This is a genomic window from Streptomyces sp. NPDC050439 (assembly GCF_040655335.1).
Classification (GTDB): domain Bacteria; phylum Actinomycetota; class Actinomycetes; order Streptomycetales; family Streptomycetaceae; genus Streptomyces.
In genome coordinates this window covers 357,135-372,179 of the sequence record NZ_JBFAJT010000009.1, presented here as the reverse complement: position 1 = coordinate 372,179, position 15,045 = coordinate 357,135, and the positions used below count along the sequence as shown (strand labels likewise).

13 protein-coding genes are annotated in these 15,045 nt (G+C 71.1%); 9 read left to right on the top strand and 4 right to left on the bottom strand.

Going from position 1 to position 15,045, the window contains the following annotated elements:
• Positions 1–13: 13 nt before the first annotated feature.
• On the bottom strand, positions 14–1,597 hold the full coding sequence (locus AB0I66_RS34085; protein ID WP_363211863.1) for an AMP-binding protein: 1,584 nt from the start codon (positions 1,595–1,597) through the stop codon (positions 14–16).
• Between the two features lie 173 nt (positions 1,598–1,770).
• Here AB0I66_RS34085 and AB0I66_RS34080 point away from each other — a divergent pair, with 173 nt between their 5' ends.
• From AB0I66_RS34080 to AB0I66_RS34065, 4 genes are all read left to right on the top strand, one after another.
• Positions 1,771–2,976, top strand: a complete 1,206-nt coding sequence (locus AB0I66_RS34080) for an amidohydrolase family protein (RefSeq protein ID WP_363211862.1) — start codon at positions 1,771–1,773, stop codon at positions 2,974–2,976.
• A 1-nt stretch (position 2,977) separates the two neighbouring features.
• Complete coding sequence (locus AB0I66_RS34075) at positions 2,978–4,144, top strand: acyl-CoA dehydrogenase (RefSeq protein WP_363211861.1); 1,167 nt, start codon at positions 2,978–2,980, stop codon at positions 4,142–4,144.
• A gap of 8 nt (positions 4,145–4,152) precedes the next feature.
• Positions 4,153–5,043 carry an acyl-CoA dehydrogenase family protein gene (locus AB0I66_RS34070; protein ID WP_363211860.1) on the top strand — a complete coding sequence of 297 codons (891 nt, stop codon included), beginning with the start codon at positions 4,153–4,155 and terminating at the stop codon, positions 5,041–5,043.
• Positions 5,044–5,486: 443 nt separating this feature from the next.
• Positions 5,487–5,990, top strand: a complete 504-nt coding sequence (locus AB0I66_RS34065; RefSeq protein WP_363211859.1) for an ATP-binding protein — start codon at positions 5,487–5,489, stop codon at positions 5,988–5,990.
• A gap of 369 nt (positions 5,991–6,359) precedes the next feature.
• Here AB0I66_RS34065 and AB0I66_RS34060 read toward each other — a convergent pair whose 3' ends face one another.
• On the bottom strand, positions 6,360–7,343 hold the full coding sequence (locus tag AB0I66_RS34060; protein WP_363211858.1) for a cyclase family protein: 984 nt from the start codon (positions 7,341–7,343) through the stop codon (positions 6,360–6,362).
• Between the two features lie 84 nt (positions 7,344–7,427).
• Between AB0I66_RS34060 and AB0I66_RS34055 the strand changes: the two genes are divergently transcribed.
• The 3 genes from AB0I66_RS34055 to AB0I66_RS34045 are packed head-to-tail and all read left to right on the top strand — an operon-like array spanning position 7,428 to position 10,698.
• On the top strand, positions 7,428–8,339 hold the full coding sequence (locus tag AB0I66_RS34055; RefSeq protein WP_363211857.1) for an SDR family NAD(P)-dependent oxidoreductase: 912 nt from the start codon (positions 7,428–7,430) through the stop codon (positions 8,337–8,339).
• 17 nt (positions 8,340–8,356) lie between these two features.
• Positions 8,357–9,631 carry an acyl-CoA dehydrogenase family protein gene (locus tag AB0I66_RS34050; RefSeq protein ID WP_363211856.1) on the top strand — a complete coding sequence of 425 codons (1,275 nt, stop codon included), beginning with the start codon at positions 8,357–8,359 and terminating at the stop codon, positions 9,629–9,631.
• Positions 9,628–10,698 carry a Zn-dependent alcohol dehydrogenase gene (locus AB0I66_RS34045; RefSeq protein ID WP_363211855.1) on the top strand — a complete coding sequence of 357 codons (1,071 nt, stop codon included), beginning with the start codon at positions 9,628–9,630 and terminating at the stop codon, positions 10,696–10,698. Before AB0I66_RS34050 ends, AB0I66_RS34045 begins: the two co-directional genes overlap by 4 nt.
• A gap of 106 nt (positions 10,699–10,804) precedes the next feature.
• Here the strand turns inward: AB0I66_RS34045 and AB0I66_RS34040 are convergent, their stop codons facing one another.
• On the bottom strand, positions 10,805–11,830 hold the full coding sequence (locus AB0I66_RS34040; RefSeq protein ID WP_363211854.1) for a helix-turn-helix domain-containing protein: 1,026 nt from the start codon (positions 11,828–11,830) through the stop codon (positions 10,805–10,807).
• A 59-nt stretch (positions 11,831–11,889) separates the two neighbouring features.
• On the opposite strand from AB0I66_RS34040, the gene AB0I66_RS34035 reads away from it, so the two are divergent.
• Entirely contained in the window at positions 11,890–13,227 is a 1,338-nt protein-coding gene (locus tag AB0I66_RS34035) for an MFS transporter (protein ID WP_363211853.1), read from the top strand.
• An 85-nt stretch (positions 13,228–13,312) separates the two neighbouring features.
• Here the strand turns inward: AB0I66_RS34035 and AB0I66_RS34030 are convergent, their stop codons facing one another.
• Positions 13,313–13,924: a flavin reductase family protein gene (locus AB0I66_RS34030; protein ID WP_363211852.1), complete on the bottom strand. Its 612-nt coding sequence runs from the start codon at positions 13,922–13,924 to the stop codon at positions 13,313–13,315.
• Positions 13,925–14,086: 162 nt separating this feature from the next.
• Between AB0I66_RS34030 and AB0I66_RS34025 the strand changes: the two genes are divergently transcribed.
• Positions 14,087–15,007, top strand: coding sequence for a hypothetical protein (locus AB0I66_RS34025; RefSeq protein ID WP_363211851.1), 921 nt, complete (start codon positions 14,087–14,089; stop codon positions 15,005–15,007).
• Positions 15,008–15,045: the final 38 nt, after the last annotated feature.

The following is a 15,045-nucleotide window of genomic DNA, read 5'->3' as shown; positions in this document are numbered from 1 at the left end:
CCGCTCGCGCGCACTAGCCCCGTGCGAACCGCTCCCGCAGCTTGTACTTGAGCACTTTGCGCAGCGTCTCGTTGCGGGGGAGGGCCTCCACCAGCTCCAGTTGCTCCGGCAGCTTGTACGTGGAGAGTCCTTCCCCGCGCAGATACGCCGTCAGGGAGTCGAGAGTCAGGGCCTCGGCCTCGTGGTCCCCCGGCCGCCGCTCGATCACCGCGCAGACCCGCTCGCCCCGTTCGGGGTCCGGGAGGCCGATCACCGCCGCGTCGCCGACGGCCGGATGCCGGTGCAGCAGGTCCTCGATCTCCTTCGCGGAGATGTTCTCGCCCTTGCGGATGATGATGTCCTTGGCCCGCCCGGTGAGGACGAGGTGCCCGGTCGGCCGCACGTGGCCCAGGTCGCCCGTGATCAGGAAGCCGTCCGCGTCGAAGACCCCCGCGCTCTGTTCGGGGTCGAGGTAGCCCTGGCAGACCGCCTCCCCGCGCAGCCGTACGTCCCCGTCGACCCCGGCGGGCACCTCCTTGCCCTCGGCGTCCGTGATCCGGATCTCCATGCCCTCGGGCGGCTTTCCCTCGGTCGTGGCCAGGTTCTCCGCCGTGTCGTCCGGCGCGCCCATGGTGATCATCGGCACCTCGGTCATGCCGTACCCGTGCGTCAGTTGGCAGCCCATCTCGCGTACGACCGCGTGATAGATCTCCGGTGGCTTCGGCGCACCGCCGCCCGCGAGGAGCCGCAGGGTCGGGATGAGCCGCTCGCCCGGCGCGAGTCGGCGCTGCTCGGCGAGGAACATCGAGTAGAACGCGGTCGAACCGCCCGCCACGGTCACGCCGTGCCGCCGGTAGCCGTCGAGTGCGTCGGGCAGCGCGAAGGTCTCGAACATCACCGCGGGGAAGCCGTACAGGAGCAGCATCACCGTGTAGTCGGGGCCCGCGATGTGCGCGAAGGGGAACGCCATCGAGCCGATGTCGTCCGCCGAGAGGTGCAGCGCGTGCGCGAGGCATGAGCCGCCCGCTATCAGTGAACGGTCCGTGTGCAGCACGCCCTTGGGGTCGGACGTCGTGCCCGACGTCCAGTAGATCCAGCGCACCGACGTGCCGTCCGAGGGCGGCGGGGGCAGGGTGGACGGGTCGCCGTCGGGCAGGTCGTCGTCCGCGTACGCCTCGAAGACGCCCCGTGCGCCGAGCCGTCGTGCCATCTCGGTGTGGTCGAAGCCGCGCCACACGCCCGGCACGGCGAAGAACTCCGCCTTCGACTCCCGTAGCGCGAAGCCGACTTCGCGGTCGCGGTAGAAGGGGATGACCGGCGACTGGACGGCGCCGATGCGGGCCAGCGCGAAGGAGAGTAGGGCGGTCTCGATGCGGGTGGGCAGCTGCCAGGCCACCACGGTGCCGGGGCGCACGCCCCTCGCGTACAGGCCCGCGGCCACCCGTTCGGCACGGTCACGCAGCTCGCCGAAGGTCAGCGTCCGGTCGTCGGCGGCGTCGGGCGCGGCCTGGATGAGGACGGGCGCGTCGGGGGTGAGCCGGGCGCGGCGCTCGACGAGCTCCCAGAGGGTGCGGGATGCCCCCAGTTCGTACGCGGTCTCGTTCTCCGAGGTCCTCATGCGATCCCCTCACGGCAGCGTGGGAACTGACGGCCAGTCAGATCGTGCCGAGAGCGTAAGCCTCACCGCCTTGTCGGTCCAGGGGTGCGCGGCTAGCCTGCTATCTGACGGGTCATCAGATAGCCCGGAGGGACCGGAGAGATGACCGGAGGCCCCTTGAAAGGCAGGACACCATGACCGAGCTTCCCCGGATCGTCAGCGTCGACGACCACGTGATCGAGCCGCCGCATCTCTTCGACACCTGGCTGCCCGCCCGGTACCGCGACCGCGGGCCCAAGCCCCTCACCGCCGGCATCGGCGAACTCGCGTACGTGGCGGGCAAGTATCAGATCACGATGGACCCGGACGGCCCTCCCACCGACTGGTGGATCTACGAGGACCTCAAGTTCCCGTACAAGCGGAACATCGCGGCGGTCGGCTTCGACCGCGACGACATGACCCTCGAGGGGATCACCCGGGGCGAGATGCGCCGCGGCTGCTGGGACCCGGCCGAACGCCTCAAGGACATGGACCTGAACCACGTCGAGGCGTCCCTCTGCTTCCCCACCTTCCCCCGGTTCTGCGGCCAGACCTTCGCCGAGGCGCACGACAAGGAGGTCGCGCTGGCCTGCGTGCGCGCCTACAACGACTGGATGGTCGAGGAGTGGTGCGGCGACAGCGGCGGCCGTCTCATCCCGCTCTGCATCATCCCCCTGTGGGACATCGACCTCGCCGTCGCCGAGATCAAGCGGAACGCCGCGCGGGGCGTCAGGGCGGTCACCTTCTCCGAGATCCCCACCTATCTGGGGCTGCCCTCGATCCACTCCGGCTACTGGGACCCGTTCTTCGCGATCTGCCAGGAGACCGGCACGGTCGTCAACATGCACATCGGGTCGAGCTCCCAGATGCCCGCCGCCTCACCCGACGCCCCGCCCGCCGTCCAGGCCGCGCTCTCCTTCAACAACGCGATGGCCTCGATGATGGACTTCCTCTTCAGCGGGGTCCTGGTCAAGTTCCCCACCCTCAAACTCGCCTACAGCGAGGGCCAGATGGGCTGGATCCCGTACGCCCTCGAACGTGCCGACGACGTGTGGGAGGAGCACCGCGCCTGGGGCGGCGTCCGCGACCTGATCCCCGAGCCCCCCTCCACGTACTACTACCGGCAGATGTTCTGCTGCTTCTTCCGCGACAAGCACGGCGTCGCCTCACTCGACGTCGTCGGCCGCGACAACGCCACCTTCGAGACCGACTACCCGCACGTCGACTCGACCTTCCCGCACACCAAGGAAGTCGCCCTCGACCACGTCAAGGGCCTGGACGACGAGACCATCTACAAACTGATGCGCGGCAACGCCATCCGCATGCTCGGCCTCGACCTGGACCAGGGCAAGCGGGCCTGACGTGGACCTCACCTACACCGAGGAGGAGGAAACCTTCCGGGCGGGCCTGCGCGAGTGGCTCGCCCGCACCCTTCCCCAACTGCCGCCGCGACCCGACCCCTTGGACTGGCCGGGGCGCCGGGCGTACGACATGGGATGGCAGCGCAGGCTGTACGACGCCGGGTACGCGGGCCTGCACTGGCCCGTCGACGCGGGCGGCCGAGGAGCCACCCCCACCCAGCACCTCATCTTCCTGGAGGAGACCGAGAAGGCGGGCGCGCCCTACGTAGGGGCGAACTTCGTCGGCCTGCTGCACGCGGGCCCCACCATCGCCTCCGAAGGGACCGCCGAACAGCGGGCCCGGTGGCTGCCGCCCGTGCTGCGCGGCGACGAGGTGTGGTGCCAGGGGTTCAGCGAACCCGACGCGGGCTCCGACCTCGCGTCGCTGCGCACGCGCGCGTGGCGGGACGGCGACGACTACGTGGTGAGCGGTTCCAAGATCTGGACATCGCACGCGGAGGTCGCCGACTGGTGCGAGCTCCTCGTGCGGACGACACCGGTCAGCGAGGACGTGCCCAAGCACCGCGGCATCTCCTGGCTCGCGATGCCGATGGACGCCCCCGGCATCACCGTCCGTCCCCTGCGCACCCTCGCCGGATCGACCGAGTTCGCCGAGGTCTTCCTCGACGAGGTACGGGTGCCGGTCACCAACCGCGTCGGCGCCGAGAACGACGGCTGGCGCGTGACGATGGTGACGCTGTCCTACGAGCGCGGGACGGCCTTCGTGGGGGAGGTCGTCGCCTGCCGCCGCGTCCTGGGCGGGCTGGCCCGCGAGGCCCGCAAGAACGGCAGCTGGGACGACGCGGTGCTCCGGCGCAGGCTCGGCAGGCTCAGCGCGGAGTTCGGGGCGCTGTGGCGGCTCACGCAGTGGAACGTCAGCGAGTCGCAGCGGGCCGGGACCGGCGTACCGGGCACCGGCGGCTCCGTCTTCAAGCTGCGCTACTCCCACGCCCGCCAGGAGCTGTACGAGGCGGCCGGCGAGGTCCTCGGGCCCGGCGCGCTGGACCTCGGCCACGAGTGGACCCTGGACCGGCTCTCCTCCCTCTCGTACACGATCGCCGCCGGGACCTCGCAGATCCAGCAGAACATCGTGGCCGAGCGGATACTCGGCCTCCCGAAGGGGCGGTGAGAGCACGCGTGGACTTCCAACTCACGCAAGATCAGGTGGCGTTGCGGGACGGCGTGCGCGACCTCCTGGAGGGGCGGTTCGACGGGGCCGCGCTGCGGGAGGCCGCGGACTCCGGGACGCCCTCGCTGGACCGGACCCTGTGGCGGGAACTCGGGGACGCCGGGTTCTTCTCGCTGCGGATGCCGGAGGCGGAGGGCGGGGTCGGACTCGGACTTCCCGAAGCGGTCCTGGCGTTCGAGGAGGCGGGGCGCGCGCTGCTCCCCGGGCCGCTGGTGGCCACGTTCCTCGCGGCGTCCGACGTCCAGGGAGCGGCCCAGGGGACGACCGTGGTGACGGCCGTGTCCGGGGGCCTCGTCCCCTGGCTGGAGGAGGCGGACGTGGTCCGCGGCGATGCCTCCGGGGCCGTCGCGCTGCGATCGGTCGACCCGCTGACGCCGCTGCACCGGGTGCCGGGTGAACGGGCGGACGGTGCGACGGCCCCGGAGGCCCCGGAGCCCTCGGAGGCGGACCTGCTGCTCGCGGCGGAACAACTCGGCAGCGCGGGCCGGACCTGCGAGACGGCGGTCCGCTATGCCCGGGAACGTACCCAATTCGGCCGTTCCATCGGGTCCTTCCAGGCCGTCAAGCACCTCTGCGCGCAGATGCTCGTCCGCACGGAGGTCGCCCGCGCCGCCGTGTACGCGGCGTCGGTCACCGGTGACCCCATGGAGATCGCGGCGGCCAAGCTGCTCGCCGACGATGCGGCGGTGCGCGGCGCGCGCGACTGTCTCCAGGTGCACGGCGGCATGGGCTTCACCTGGGAGGCCGACGTACATCTGCATCTGAAGCGGGCCTGGGTGCGGGCCGGTCTCGGGCAGTCGGCCGCGCGGGCCGAGGAGGAGCTGGCGGCGGCCTTGTGAGCCCCACGGGGGAGCGCAGGGTGATCGACTTGTGAAGTCCCCGAAGTGGGGGGAGGCTACTGAGCGTCGATACGGGAGCGTCGATACCGGGTTGTGTCCTATGCGTGACTCGTCACGGCACGGAGTCGGGCTTCCGCTCCGGTACCTTGTGTCAGATGCGAGTGGTTCTGAGGTCGAGCCATCCCGGTGCTGCCCCTGAGGCGGCGCCGGAGCCGACGATGCATGCCGCTCGCAGTGCAGGAAGGGGCTTCATGCCCACCTGTTCGACCCCCCGCAGCGCGCGTCGCACAGTATGCCGCACGCGTACTCCTTCGCGCTGGAATATGCCTGAAGCGCTTGTTGGGGTGACTGAACGTCAACCATGCTGTCTCTCAAGGGGATCACGTTCCGTGACCCCGTGGAGTCGCGAGGCGATGTGTCCGCCGGTTCGGATGGTGTGAGCGGTGCAGGTGCTTCAAGTTCAGCTGGAGGTCAGGCCGGACCCCGCAGAGGTGGGGCGGGCCCGAAGGTGGGCGCGCTCGCGGCTCGCCGGTTCCGGGATAGGGGCCGACGAGCCACTGGCCGAGACGCTGATCCTGCTGATCTCGGAGCTGGTCACCAACGCGGTGGTGCACACGGGCTGTCCGGCCGTGCTGCGCATGCGGCTCCCCGACCTCCCGGACCTGCCCGACGCGGCCGCCGAGGCGGGAGCGGGCACGGCGGCGGGCACGGTCAGGGTCGAGGTCGCCGACACCAGCGCGCGTCCGCCCAAGCAGCGGCACGCCGACGGTGACGCCACCAACGGCCGGGGCCTGGAACTCGTCGACGGCCTCGCCGACCGATGGGGCTGGCAGGCCGAAGGTGCGGGAAAGAGCATCTGGTGCGAGGTGGACCGGTGCGAGCCGGGGATCGCGGCGGTCGCGTTCGACGGGACGACCTACGAGGACGTGGCGTACGAGGCGGTCTGAGCCCCGCCTGACGGTCCGGAGCCCCGCACGGCGGCCCCGGGCGCCCGCATGCGCCGTCACGTGCCACGATGCGCGGCCGTGCGCGGCCAGTACATAAGCGGCATAATTCATTAATCACCGGACGGGTGTTGACGTACCGTGTCCGATTGATCACGCTTATGTGCAGCGATTCGCCGCGAGGGGACGTCGAGGGACGGTGACCTGTGACCCGGACCTCGGCGAGATGTGAGTCGCCGTCGGCGTCGGTCCCTTCGTGGCCGAGTAGGGCAGGACCAGGGCGCCGGAGCCGGATGGCGGCGCGCGCGGCAACGCGCTCGGGGCGGGGCCCGGGGCGCCGCCATCCGAAGGCTCACGGAAGGTTCGGAAAGCTCACAGCACCGCGACCGGCGCGACCGGCGTCCCCGTGCCGCCGACGAACGGCTCGGGCATCGCGGAGAGAAGGAAGCTGTAGCGGGAAACTTCTGCACAGGCTGTGGACAACTTTTCCAGATTCCAGTTCTGGCCCTGCAGCATCCCCATCTCCACCAGGTCGAGCGCGTGTACGGGCAGCCAGAGGTTCTCGATCTCCGGCGGGAAGATCTCGAAGGTGAGGGTGTCGTTGGCGACCGCCGCGACATCGCGCGCGTGGAACCACTCCGGGGTGCGCACCGAGAGTCCGGGGGACGGATACCCGTACGCGTGCTTGTCGCCCGCCAGAAACGTCTGGATCTGCCCCGTGCGTACGAGGACGATGTCACCGGCACGGACGGTGAGCCCCGCGAACTCCTCGGCCTCCGCGAGATCTTCGGGGGTGACCGCGTGATCGCCGGGCAGCCGGTCCACGCCCTTGGCGCGGGCGACGTCAAGGAGCACACCGCGCGAGACGAGGTGCGGCACCTTGTCGATGCCGCTGAACTGCGCGCGGGTGTGAGCGGTGATGGTGTCCGCGGGGCGGCCGTTGTAGATCTTTCCCGAGTGCGACACGTGGGTGAGCGCGTCCCAGTGGGTGGCCGCCTGCAGGCCCATCGTGACCGCGTCGTCGCTGGTGGCGACCGTGCCGGGGCCGAAGAGCTCCTGGTTGATCTGCACCATCGAGTGGAGGGGGTTGACCCGGCCCGGTATCAGGCCCGTCTGGACGCCGTCCTCCTTGAGGGGCAGCGCGAGCGCGACGCGGCGCCCGGTGCGGATGGACGCGGCGGCCTCACGGACGACTTCGTCGGTGATGAGGTTGAGCGTGCCGATCTCGTCGTCGGCACCCCAACGGCCCCAGTTGTTCACGCGTTTGGCGATGTCGAAGAACTCGGGCGGCAGGGCTGATCCGGTCGGTCGCGCGGCGCCTGTGGATGCCGGGCCGGTGGGTGCCGAGTCTGACATGGGTCCTCCCCGGGTCTTGTCTTCGGGTATCTGACGGGTCATAGAATCTAACGGTCCGTCAGAAACCGCGGGAAGGGGCCGGACGTGGGGAACTTCTTGGCAGGCAAGGTGGTGGCTGTGACCGGTGCCGGGCGCGGCATCGGCAGAGCGGTCGCGCTCGCCGCCGCGGCCGAGGGGGCGAAGGTCGTCGTGAACGACTACGGCGTCTCCATGGAGGGCGCGGAACCGGCCAGCGAGATAGCCGACGGGGTGGTCAAGGAGATCCAGGCGGCGGGCGGCGAAGCCGTGGCCGTCGCCGACGACATCTCCACCATGGCGGGCGGGCAGCGCATCGTCGACATCGCGCTCGCCCAGTACGGGCGCATCGACGGCGTGGTCTGCGTGGCCGGCATCCTGCGCGAGCGGATGCTGTTCAACATGTCCGAGCAGGAGTGGGACCCGGTGGTCGCCACGCACCTGAAGGGCACGTTCACCGTCTTCAGGGCCGCGTCGGCGGTCATGCGCAAGCAGGGCACGGGCACACTGATCGGCTTCACCAGCGGCAACCACCAGGGTTCCGTCGCCCAGGCCAACTACAGCGCGGCCAAGGGCGGCATCATCTCGCTGGTGCGCAGCGCGGCCCTCGGCCTGAACAAGTACGGCGTGACGGCGAACGCGGTGGCTCCCGTCGCGCGCACGCGGATGTCGGCCAACGTGCCCATGGAGCTGAAGGAGATCGGGGAGCCGGAGGACGTGGCCGCGCTGGTCACGTATCTGCTGAGCGAGCGGGCCCGGGAGGAGAAGATCACCGGGCAGGTCTACACGGTCGCCGGCCCGAAGATCGCCGTCTGGGCCCAGCCCCGTGAGCTGCGTGCCGGGTATGTCGAGGGCGGCTGGACCCCGGAGAAGATCGCCGACTTCCTGCCCGGGACGGTGGGGGTCGACCCGATGCCGATGCTGGCCCAGCTGGAGGCGATGGCGAAGGCCGCGGCCGCCAAAGACCGGCCGAACGCGTAGGCGGGGCGGGCCGGGCGGTGGAGTTCGGATTCGGGCCGCAGGACGAGGAGTTCCGGGCGGAGGCACGGGCGTGGCTCGGCGAGCACCTGACGGGGGTGTTCGCCGGGGCGACGGGGCGTGGCGGGCCCGGCAGCGAGCATGAGGGCGCCGCGGAAAGGCGGGCGTGGGAGCGGGAGTTGGGGCGGGGCGGGTGGATCGGCCTCGGGTGGGAGACGGATGGGGGTGCGAGTGGCGGTGCGGGCTCGGGGTCGGGCTCGGGCTCGGGCCGTGGTGCGTACGGGAATCGGCGGGCGACGCTGACGCAGCAGGTCGTCTGGGCCGAGGAGTACGCGCGTGTGCGGGCGCCCGGACGCTACGGCCACATCGGCGAGAACCTGCTGGCCCCCACACTCCTTGCGTACGGCACACAGGAGCAGCGGGACGAGTTCCTGCCGCCCATCGCGCGCGGCGAGGCCCTGTGGTGCCAGGGCTACAGCGAGCCCGGGGCCGGATCGGACCTGGCGGGGCTGCGGACCTCGGCGGTGCGGGACGGCGAGGTGTACCGCGTCACCGGGCAGAAGATCTGGACCTCCCTCGCGCACGAGGCGGACTGGTGCTTCGTCCTCGCGCGGACGGAGGCGGGGTCCGTCGGCCACCGGGGAATCTCCTTCCTGCTGCTGCCGATGGACCAGCCGGGCCGCGTCGAGGTGCGGCCCATACGGCAGTTGACGGGAACGAGCGAGTTCAACGAGGTCTTCTTCGACGGGGCGGAAGCGCGTGCCTCGCACGTGGTGGGCGGCGCAGGCAACGGGTGGCGCGTCGCCATGGGCCTGCTCGGCTTCGAGCGGGGCGTCTCCACGCTCGTGCAGCAGATCGGCTTCGCGGAGGAACTGGGAGGCGTCGTCCGGGAGGCCGTCGCGAGCGGCGCCGTCGAAGACCCGGTGCTGCGGGACCGGCTCGTACGGCAGTGGGCGGAGTTGCGGGTCATGCGGTGGAACGCGCTGCGTACGTTGGGGAGTTCGGGCGGCGGCGGCGCTGACGTAGGGGCGGGTGCGGGTGCGGGCGCGCCGAGTGTGGCCAAGCTGCTGTGGGGCGGGTGGCATCAGCGGTTGGGTGAGCTGGCCATGGCGGTGCGGGGGGCCGCGGGGGCGGTCGGCCCGGGGGACTGGAGCGAGGACGCGCCCTACGAACTCGACGCGCTGCAGCGGCTCTTCCTCTTCACGCGGGCCGACACCATCTATGGCGGCTCGGACGAGATTCAGCGGAACATCATCGCCGAGCGTGTGCTCGGCCTGCCGAGGGAGTCGCGATGAGGGGTGTCGTTTTCGACAGGAGCAGGGCCGAGGGGAGCAGGGTCGAGGTCGTCGACGACCTGGAGATACGGGACCCGGGGCCGGGGGAGGTACTGGTCGCCGTCAAGGCCGCCGGCCTGTGCCACAGCGACCTCTCCGTGATCGACGGGACCATCCCCTTCCCCTCGCCGGTGGTGCTCGGGCACGAAGGGGCGGGGGTGGTGGAGGCGGTCGGCGCGGGGGTGACCCATGTGGCGGCCGGTGACCACGTGGCCCTGTCGACCATCGCGAGCTGCGGGGCGTGCGGGGAGTGCAACCGGGGGCGGCCGACGATGTGCCGGCGCGCGATCGGGATGCCGGACCAGCCGTTCTCGCGGGGCGGCGAGCCCATTTACCAGTTCGCTGCGAACTCCGCGTTCGCGGAACGCACGGTGGTGAAGGCCGTGCAGGCCGTGAAGATCCCGGAGGACATTCCGCTGACGTCGGCCGCGCTGATCGGCTGCGGGGTGGTGACGGGGGTCGGCGCCGCGCTCAACCGGGCCAAGGTCGACCGCGGGGACAGCGTCGTGGTGATCGGGACCGGTGGCATCGGCCTGAACGTGCTCCAGGGGGCGAGGATCGCCGGTGCGACGCGGATCGTGGCGGTCGACGCGAACCCCGCGAAGGAGCCGATGGCGCGGCAGTTCGGCGCGACGCACTTCTTCTCGTCGGCGCAGGCGGAGGGTGTGCGGGAGCTGCTGCCGACGGGAGCGGACCACGTCTTCGAGTGCGTGGGCCGGGTCGAGCTGATCCGCCAGGCGATCGACCTCCTGGACCGGCACGGCCAGGCGATCCTCCTCGGGGTGCCGCCGGCCACGGCCGAGGCGTCGTTCCTGGTGTCGTCCCTGTTCCTGGACAAGTCGATCCTGGGCTGCCGCTACGGCTCGGCCCGCCCGCAACGGGACTTCGCCCTGTACGCGGAGCTGTACCGGACGGGACGCCTGCTCCTCGACGAACTGGTGACGGAGACGTACCCGGTGGAGGACTTCACGAAGGCGGTGGGGGACGCGGAGGCGGGGCGGGTGGCGCGGGGGGTGCTGACGTTCTGAGAGGGGGTTGGTCTGCTCGTACAGGTGGTGGTGCGGGGTAATCGGGTGGGTGGGCGGGAAAGGCTTGTTCGGTAAAAGGCTTGTTCGGTAGGGGGGCACCCCGGGGTCACCGCCCGGTCCCGGGGAACGCTCCGGCGCGGAACGTGCGGCGGTAGGCGGTAGGGGTCACCCCCAGAGCCGCCTGCAAGTGCCCCCGCATCGACTGCGCCGTACCGAAGCCCGCGCCCCGCGCGATCCGGTCCACGGAGAGATCGCTCGACTCCAGGAGATGCCGGGCCCGCTCGACCCGCTGCTGTGCGAGCCACTGGCCGGGGCTGATGCCCACCTCCTCGCGGAAACGGCGCGTGAAGGTGCGTACGGACATGGACTCCTGGTCCGCCATGTCCCGGAGCTGGATCGGCTCGTGGAGGCGGGCCAGCGCCCACGCCCGCGCGGACGTCGTCGTCGCGAACTGGGGCTCCGGGACGGGGCGTTCGATGTACTGGGCCTGACCCCCGTCCCGGTGGGGCGGCACCACCGTACGGCGGGCGACGTCGTTGGCGACCGCCGATCCGTGGTCGCCGCGTACGACATGGAGGCAGAGGTCGAGGCCCGCCGCCACACCCGCCGAGGTGAGCACGTCCCCGTCGTCGATGAAGAGCACCTCGGGGTCCACCGTGATCTGCGGGAAGAGCCGCTGGAAGTGCTCCGCCGACGCCCAGTGCGTCGTCGCCGTGCGGCCGTCGAGATAGCCCGCGGCGGCCAGGACGTACCCGCCCGTGCAGATGGAGATCATGCGGGTGCCCGGCCGGATGTGCGCCAGGGCCGACGTTAGTTCGCCGGTCAGGCGGCCCTCCTCGTAGACCGGGCCGAGCTCGTACGACGCGGGGATCACGACCGTGTCGGCCGTGGCCATGACCTGCGGGCCGTTCTCCACGAGGATCGAGAAGTCGGCGTCTGTCCGCACAGGGCCCGGCTCGCGGACAGAGGCGGTCACGACCTCGTACAAACGCGCCCCGTCAGCGTTCCGCGCGCGGCCGAAGATCCGCTGCGGGATGCCGAACTCGAAGGGGATGACGCCGTCCAGGGCCAGGACCACCACACGGTGACGTGCGGCGGCGGGCACTCCCGCGGCGCTGTGGGATGGGGGCATGGCCCGATCCTAGCTAATGCTGTCCTTCGGGCCACTCGTTCGCGCACGGACGTATCCCGATGCTGGTTGTCGTGACCCAGACAGACGTGAATCAGGCGGTCGAGCCGCCCCAGGAGGTGCTGCCGAGGCGCCGCCGCCGTATCCACCGGGCATGGTTCGTCGCCGCCGTCACCTTCGTGACGATCATCGGCGCCGCCGCCTTCCGCTCCCTGCCGGGCCTGCTCATCGACCCGCTGCACGACGAGTTCAACTGGTCGCGCGGCACGATCGGCCTCGCGGTCTCCATCAACCTCGCGCTGTACGGGCTCACCGCGCCGTTCGCCGCCGCGCTGATGGACCGCTTCGGCATCCGTCGCGTGGTGGCGGTCGCGCTCGTCGTGATCGCGGTCGGCGCCGGAGCCACCGTCTGGATGCAGCACGCCTGGCAGCTGCTGCTGTGCTGGGGGCTGCTGGTCGGGCTCGGCTCGGGGTCCATGGCGCTCGCCTTCGCCGCCACCGTCACCAACCGCTGGTTCACCACGCGGCGCGGACTCGTCACCGGCATCCTGACGGCCGCATCTGCCTCGGGCCAGCTGATCTTCCTGCCGCTGCTCTCCTGGATCGTGGACACGCACGAGTGGCGGCCCGCCGCGGTCACCGTCGCCCTGGCCGCCCTCGCCGTCGTGCCGTTCGTGTGGCTGCTGCTGCGGGACCACCCGGCGGACGTGGGTCTGAAGCCGTACGGCTCCGAGGAGTTCGTGGAGAAGCCGCCGCCCGCCACGGGGGCCGCGCGGCGGGCGGTCACCGTGCTGTTCAAGGCGGCCCGCACCGGGCCGTTCTGGCTGCTCGCGGGGACCTTCGCCATCTGCGGCGCCTCGACGAACGGCCTGATCCAGACGCACTTCGTGCCCGCCGCGCACGACGAACACATGCCGGTCAGGGTGGCCGCGTCGCTCCTCGCCGTCATCGGCGTCTTCGACGTCGTGGGCACGATCGCGTCGGGCTGGTTCACGGACCGCTTCGACGCGCGCCGGCTGCTCGCCGTGTACTACGCGCTGCGCGGCATCTCACTGCTCTTCCTGCCGCTGCTGCTCCATGCGACCGTGCAGCCGCCGATGATCTTCTTCATCGTCTTCTACGGTCTCGACTGGGTGGCGACCGTGCCACCGACCCTGGCCCTGTGCCGGGAACAGTATGGCGAGGACAGTGCGATCGTCTTCGGCTGGGTGCTCGCCTCGCACCAGGTGGGCGCCGCGCTCGTGGCCGTCATCGGCGGCGTCGTGCGCGATGCCTTCGGGTCGTACGACGTGATGTGGATCGCCTCGGGGGCGCTGTGCGCGGCGGCGGCGCTGATGGCTCTGGTGATCCGGCGGGCCGGTGAGAAGTCGGCCGTGCGGTCGCCCGCCGCACTCACGTAGCGGACGGTCTGAACCTGCCCAACTAGCCGACGCTGCCCAACTAGGCGAGCCTGCCCAACTAAGCGAGCGTGCCGAACTGAGCGAACTAGGCGAGCCTGCCGAACTTCCCCCGGTGGAAGAGCAGCGGTTCGCCGTCGTCGGTGGCGCCGACGGCGTCCACCCTGCCGACGACGATCAGGTGGTCGCCCCCGGTGTGCACGGCCTGGATCGTGCAGTCGACCCAGGCCGGTACGCCGGCCAGGCGGGGCGAGCCGGTGACGGGCGCCGCGTCATACACGACCCCCGCGAACTTGTCGGCGCCGCTCACCGCGAAGCCGCGGCACAGCTCTCCTTGGCCGGCGCCCAGGATGTTGACGCAGAAGACGCCCGCGCGTGCGATGCGGGGCCACGTCGTCGACGTACGCGCGACCATGAAGGAGACCAGGGGCGGGTCGAGGGAGAGCGAGGAGAAGGACTGACAGGCGAACCCCGCCGGGCCTTCCTCCCCTTCGGATGCCGGTGCCGTGACAACGGTCACGCCGGTCGCGAAGTTCCCGAGCACCCGCCGGTACTCGCCCGCGCCGAGCGGCGCCCGCTCGTCGTCACCGACGGCCCGCAACTGCGGCCGCGGAAGGGCCTCGACCGGGCCGCTTGTGGTCGGCGCGCCGACCGACCTGAGGTATCGGACGACGGTGGCCGCCATCCCCGCATGTCCCATCACAACAACCATTGAAGCTGACGGATCGTCAGATTGGAAGAGGGCGAAGGCCCTGCGTTGGCGGCGTGCGGGTCCGCGTATCTTCAGGCTCATGAAGTGGGGGGACGGGGATGGGGACGCAGAGGCAGCGCACGCGATCCTGCGGGCGGTGCGGGGGCGGGCATGAGCACAGCCACAGGCACAGGCAAGGGCATGGCCGCCGCGAGTGCGGTGTGTGCCGCGCAGTTGCCCGCGGCCGGGGTGGTCGCCTTCATGCTCTCCCTGGACGACGACACCTACGGGGCGGCCGAGGGCGGCGCCATCGGTCTGGCCTGCGTGGTCCTCTTCCTGCCGCTGCTCCTGCCGGTCCTCGGCCTGGTGCACGCGTGCGTGCAGGTGGTTCCGGCGACGCTCATCGGGCGTGCGGCACTGCGGAAGGCCGGACGTGCCCCCGAATGGGCCTGGGTACTCGGCGCCCAACTGGTGCCGGGCCTGGGGTGGGGGCTCCTCTTCGTGGCGCTGGGCGGACCGTTCGTCGAGCCGATGCTGTGGGGGACGTCCGCCGGGGTGCTTCCGGCGCTGGGCCTCGCATACTGGGAGAAGCGGGAGAGCGCGGGCCCCTTGCGGCTGCGCACTATCTGGTTCCGGTCGGGGGTCGCCTCGATGGGGCTGTGCGTGGTGCTTCTCTTGTGCGCGTTTCTGGCCACCGAAACGGGACTCATCAAGGAGTACGAGCCTCCGCGGCTGAGCAATGAGCAGCTCGCCGGAGTGTGGCGGGACGAGGACGGCGGCAAGGCGGTACTGGAGCTGAGGGCGGACGGGCACGCCGAGCTCGCGAAGGTTCCGATGGGCGCGCAGGAAGAGTCCGGAATCTTCTCCCCTGACGACGACCTCGGTGGAACGGAATACGCGGACTGCGAAGTGACCGGCACCTGGACGACCGGCGCCGACGACGTCAACGGCCGGCCCACAGTGCACATCGAGATGGACGGGTGTGGGGGATCGCAGACCTGGATGGTCGGCGGCACGGAGGATGATCCCGAGCTGTTCGTGACGTCCGGCGATCCCGACTCCCCCGAGATCGAGAAGCTGGTGAAGGGCTGAGGCTGCCTCCGGGGCCCGCGGGGCCTGTGGGTCCTGTG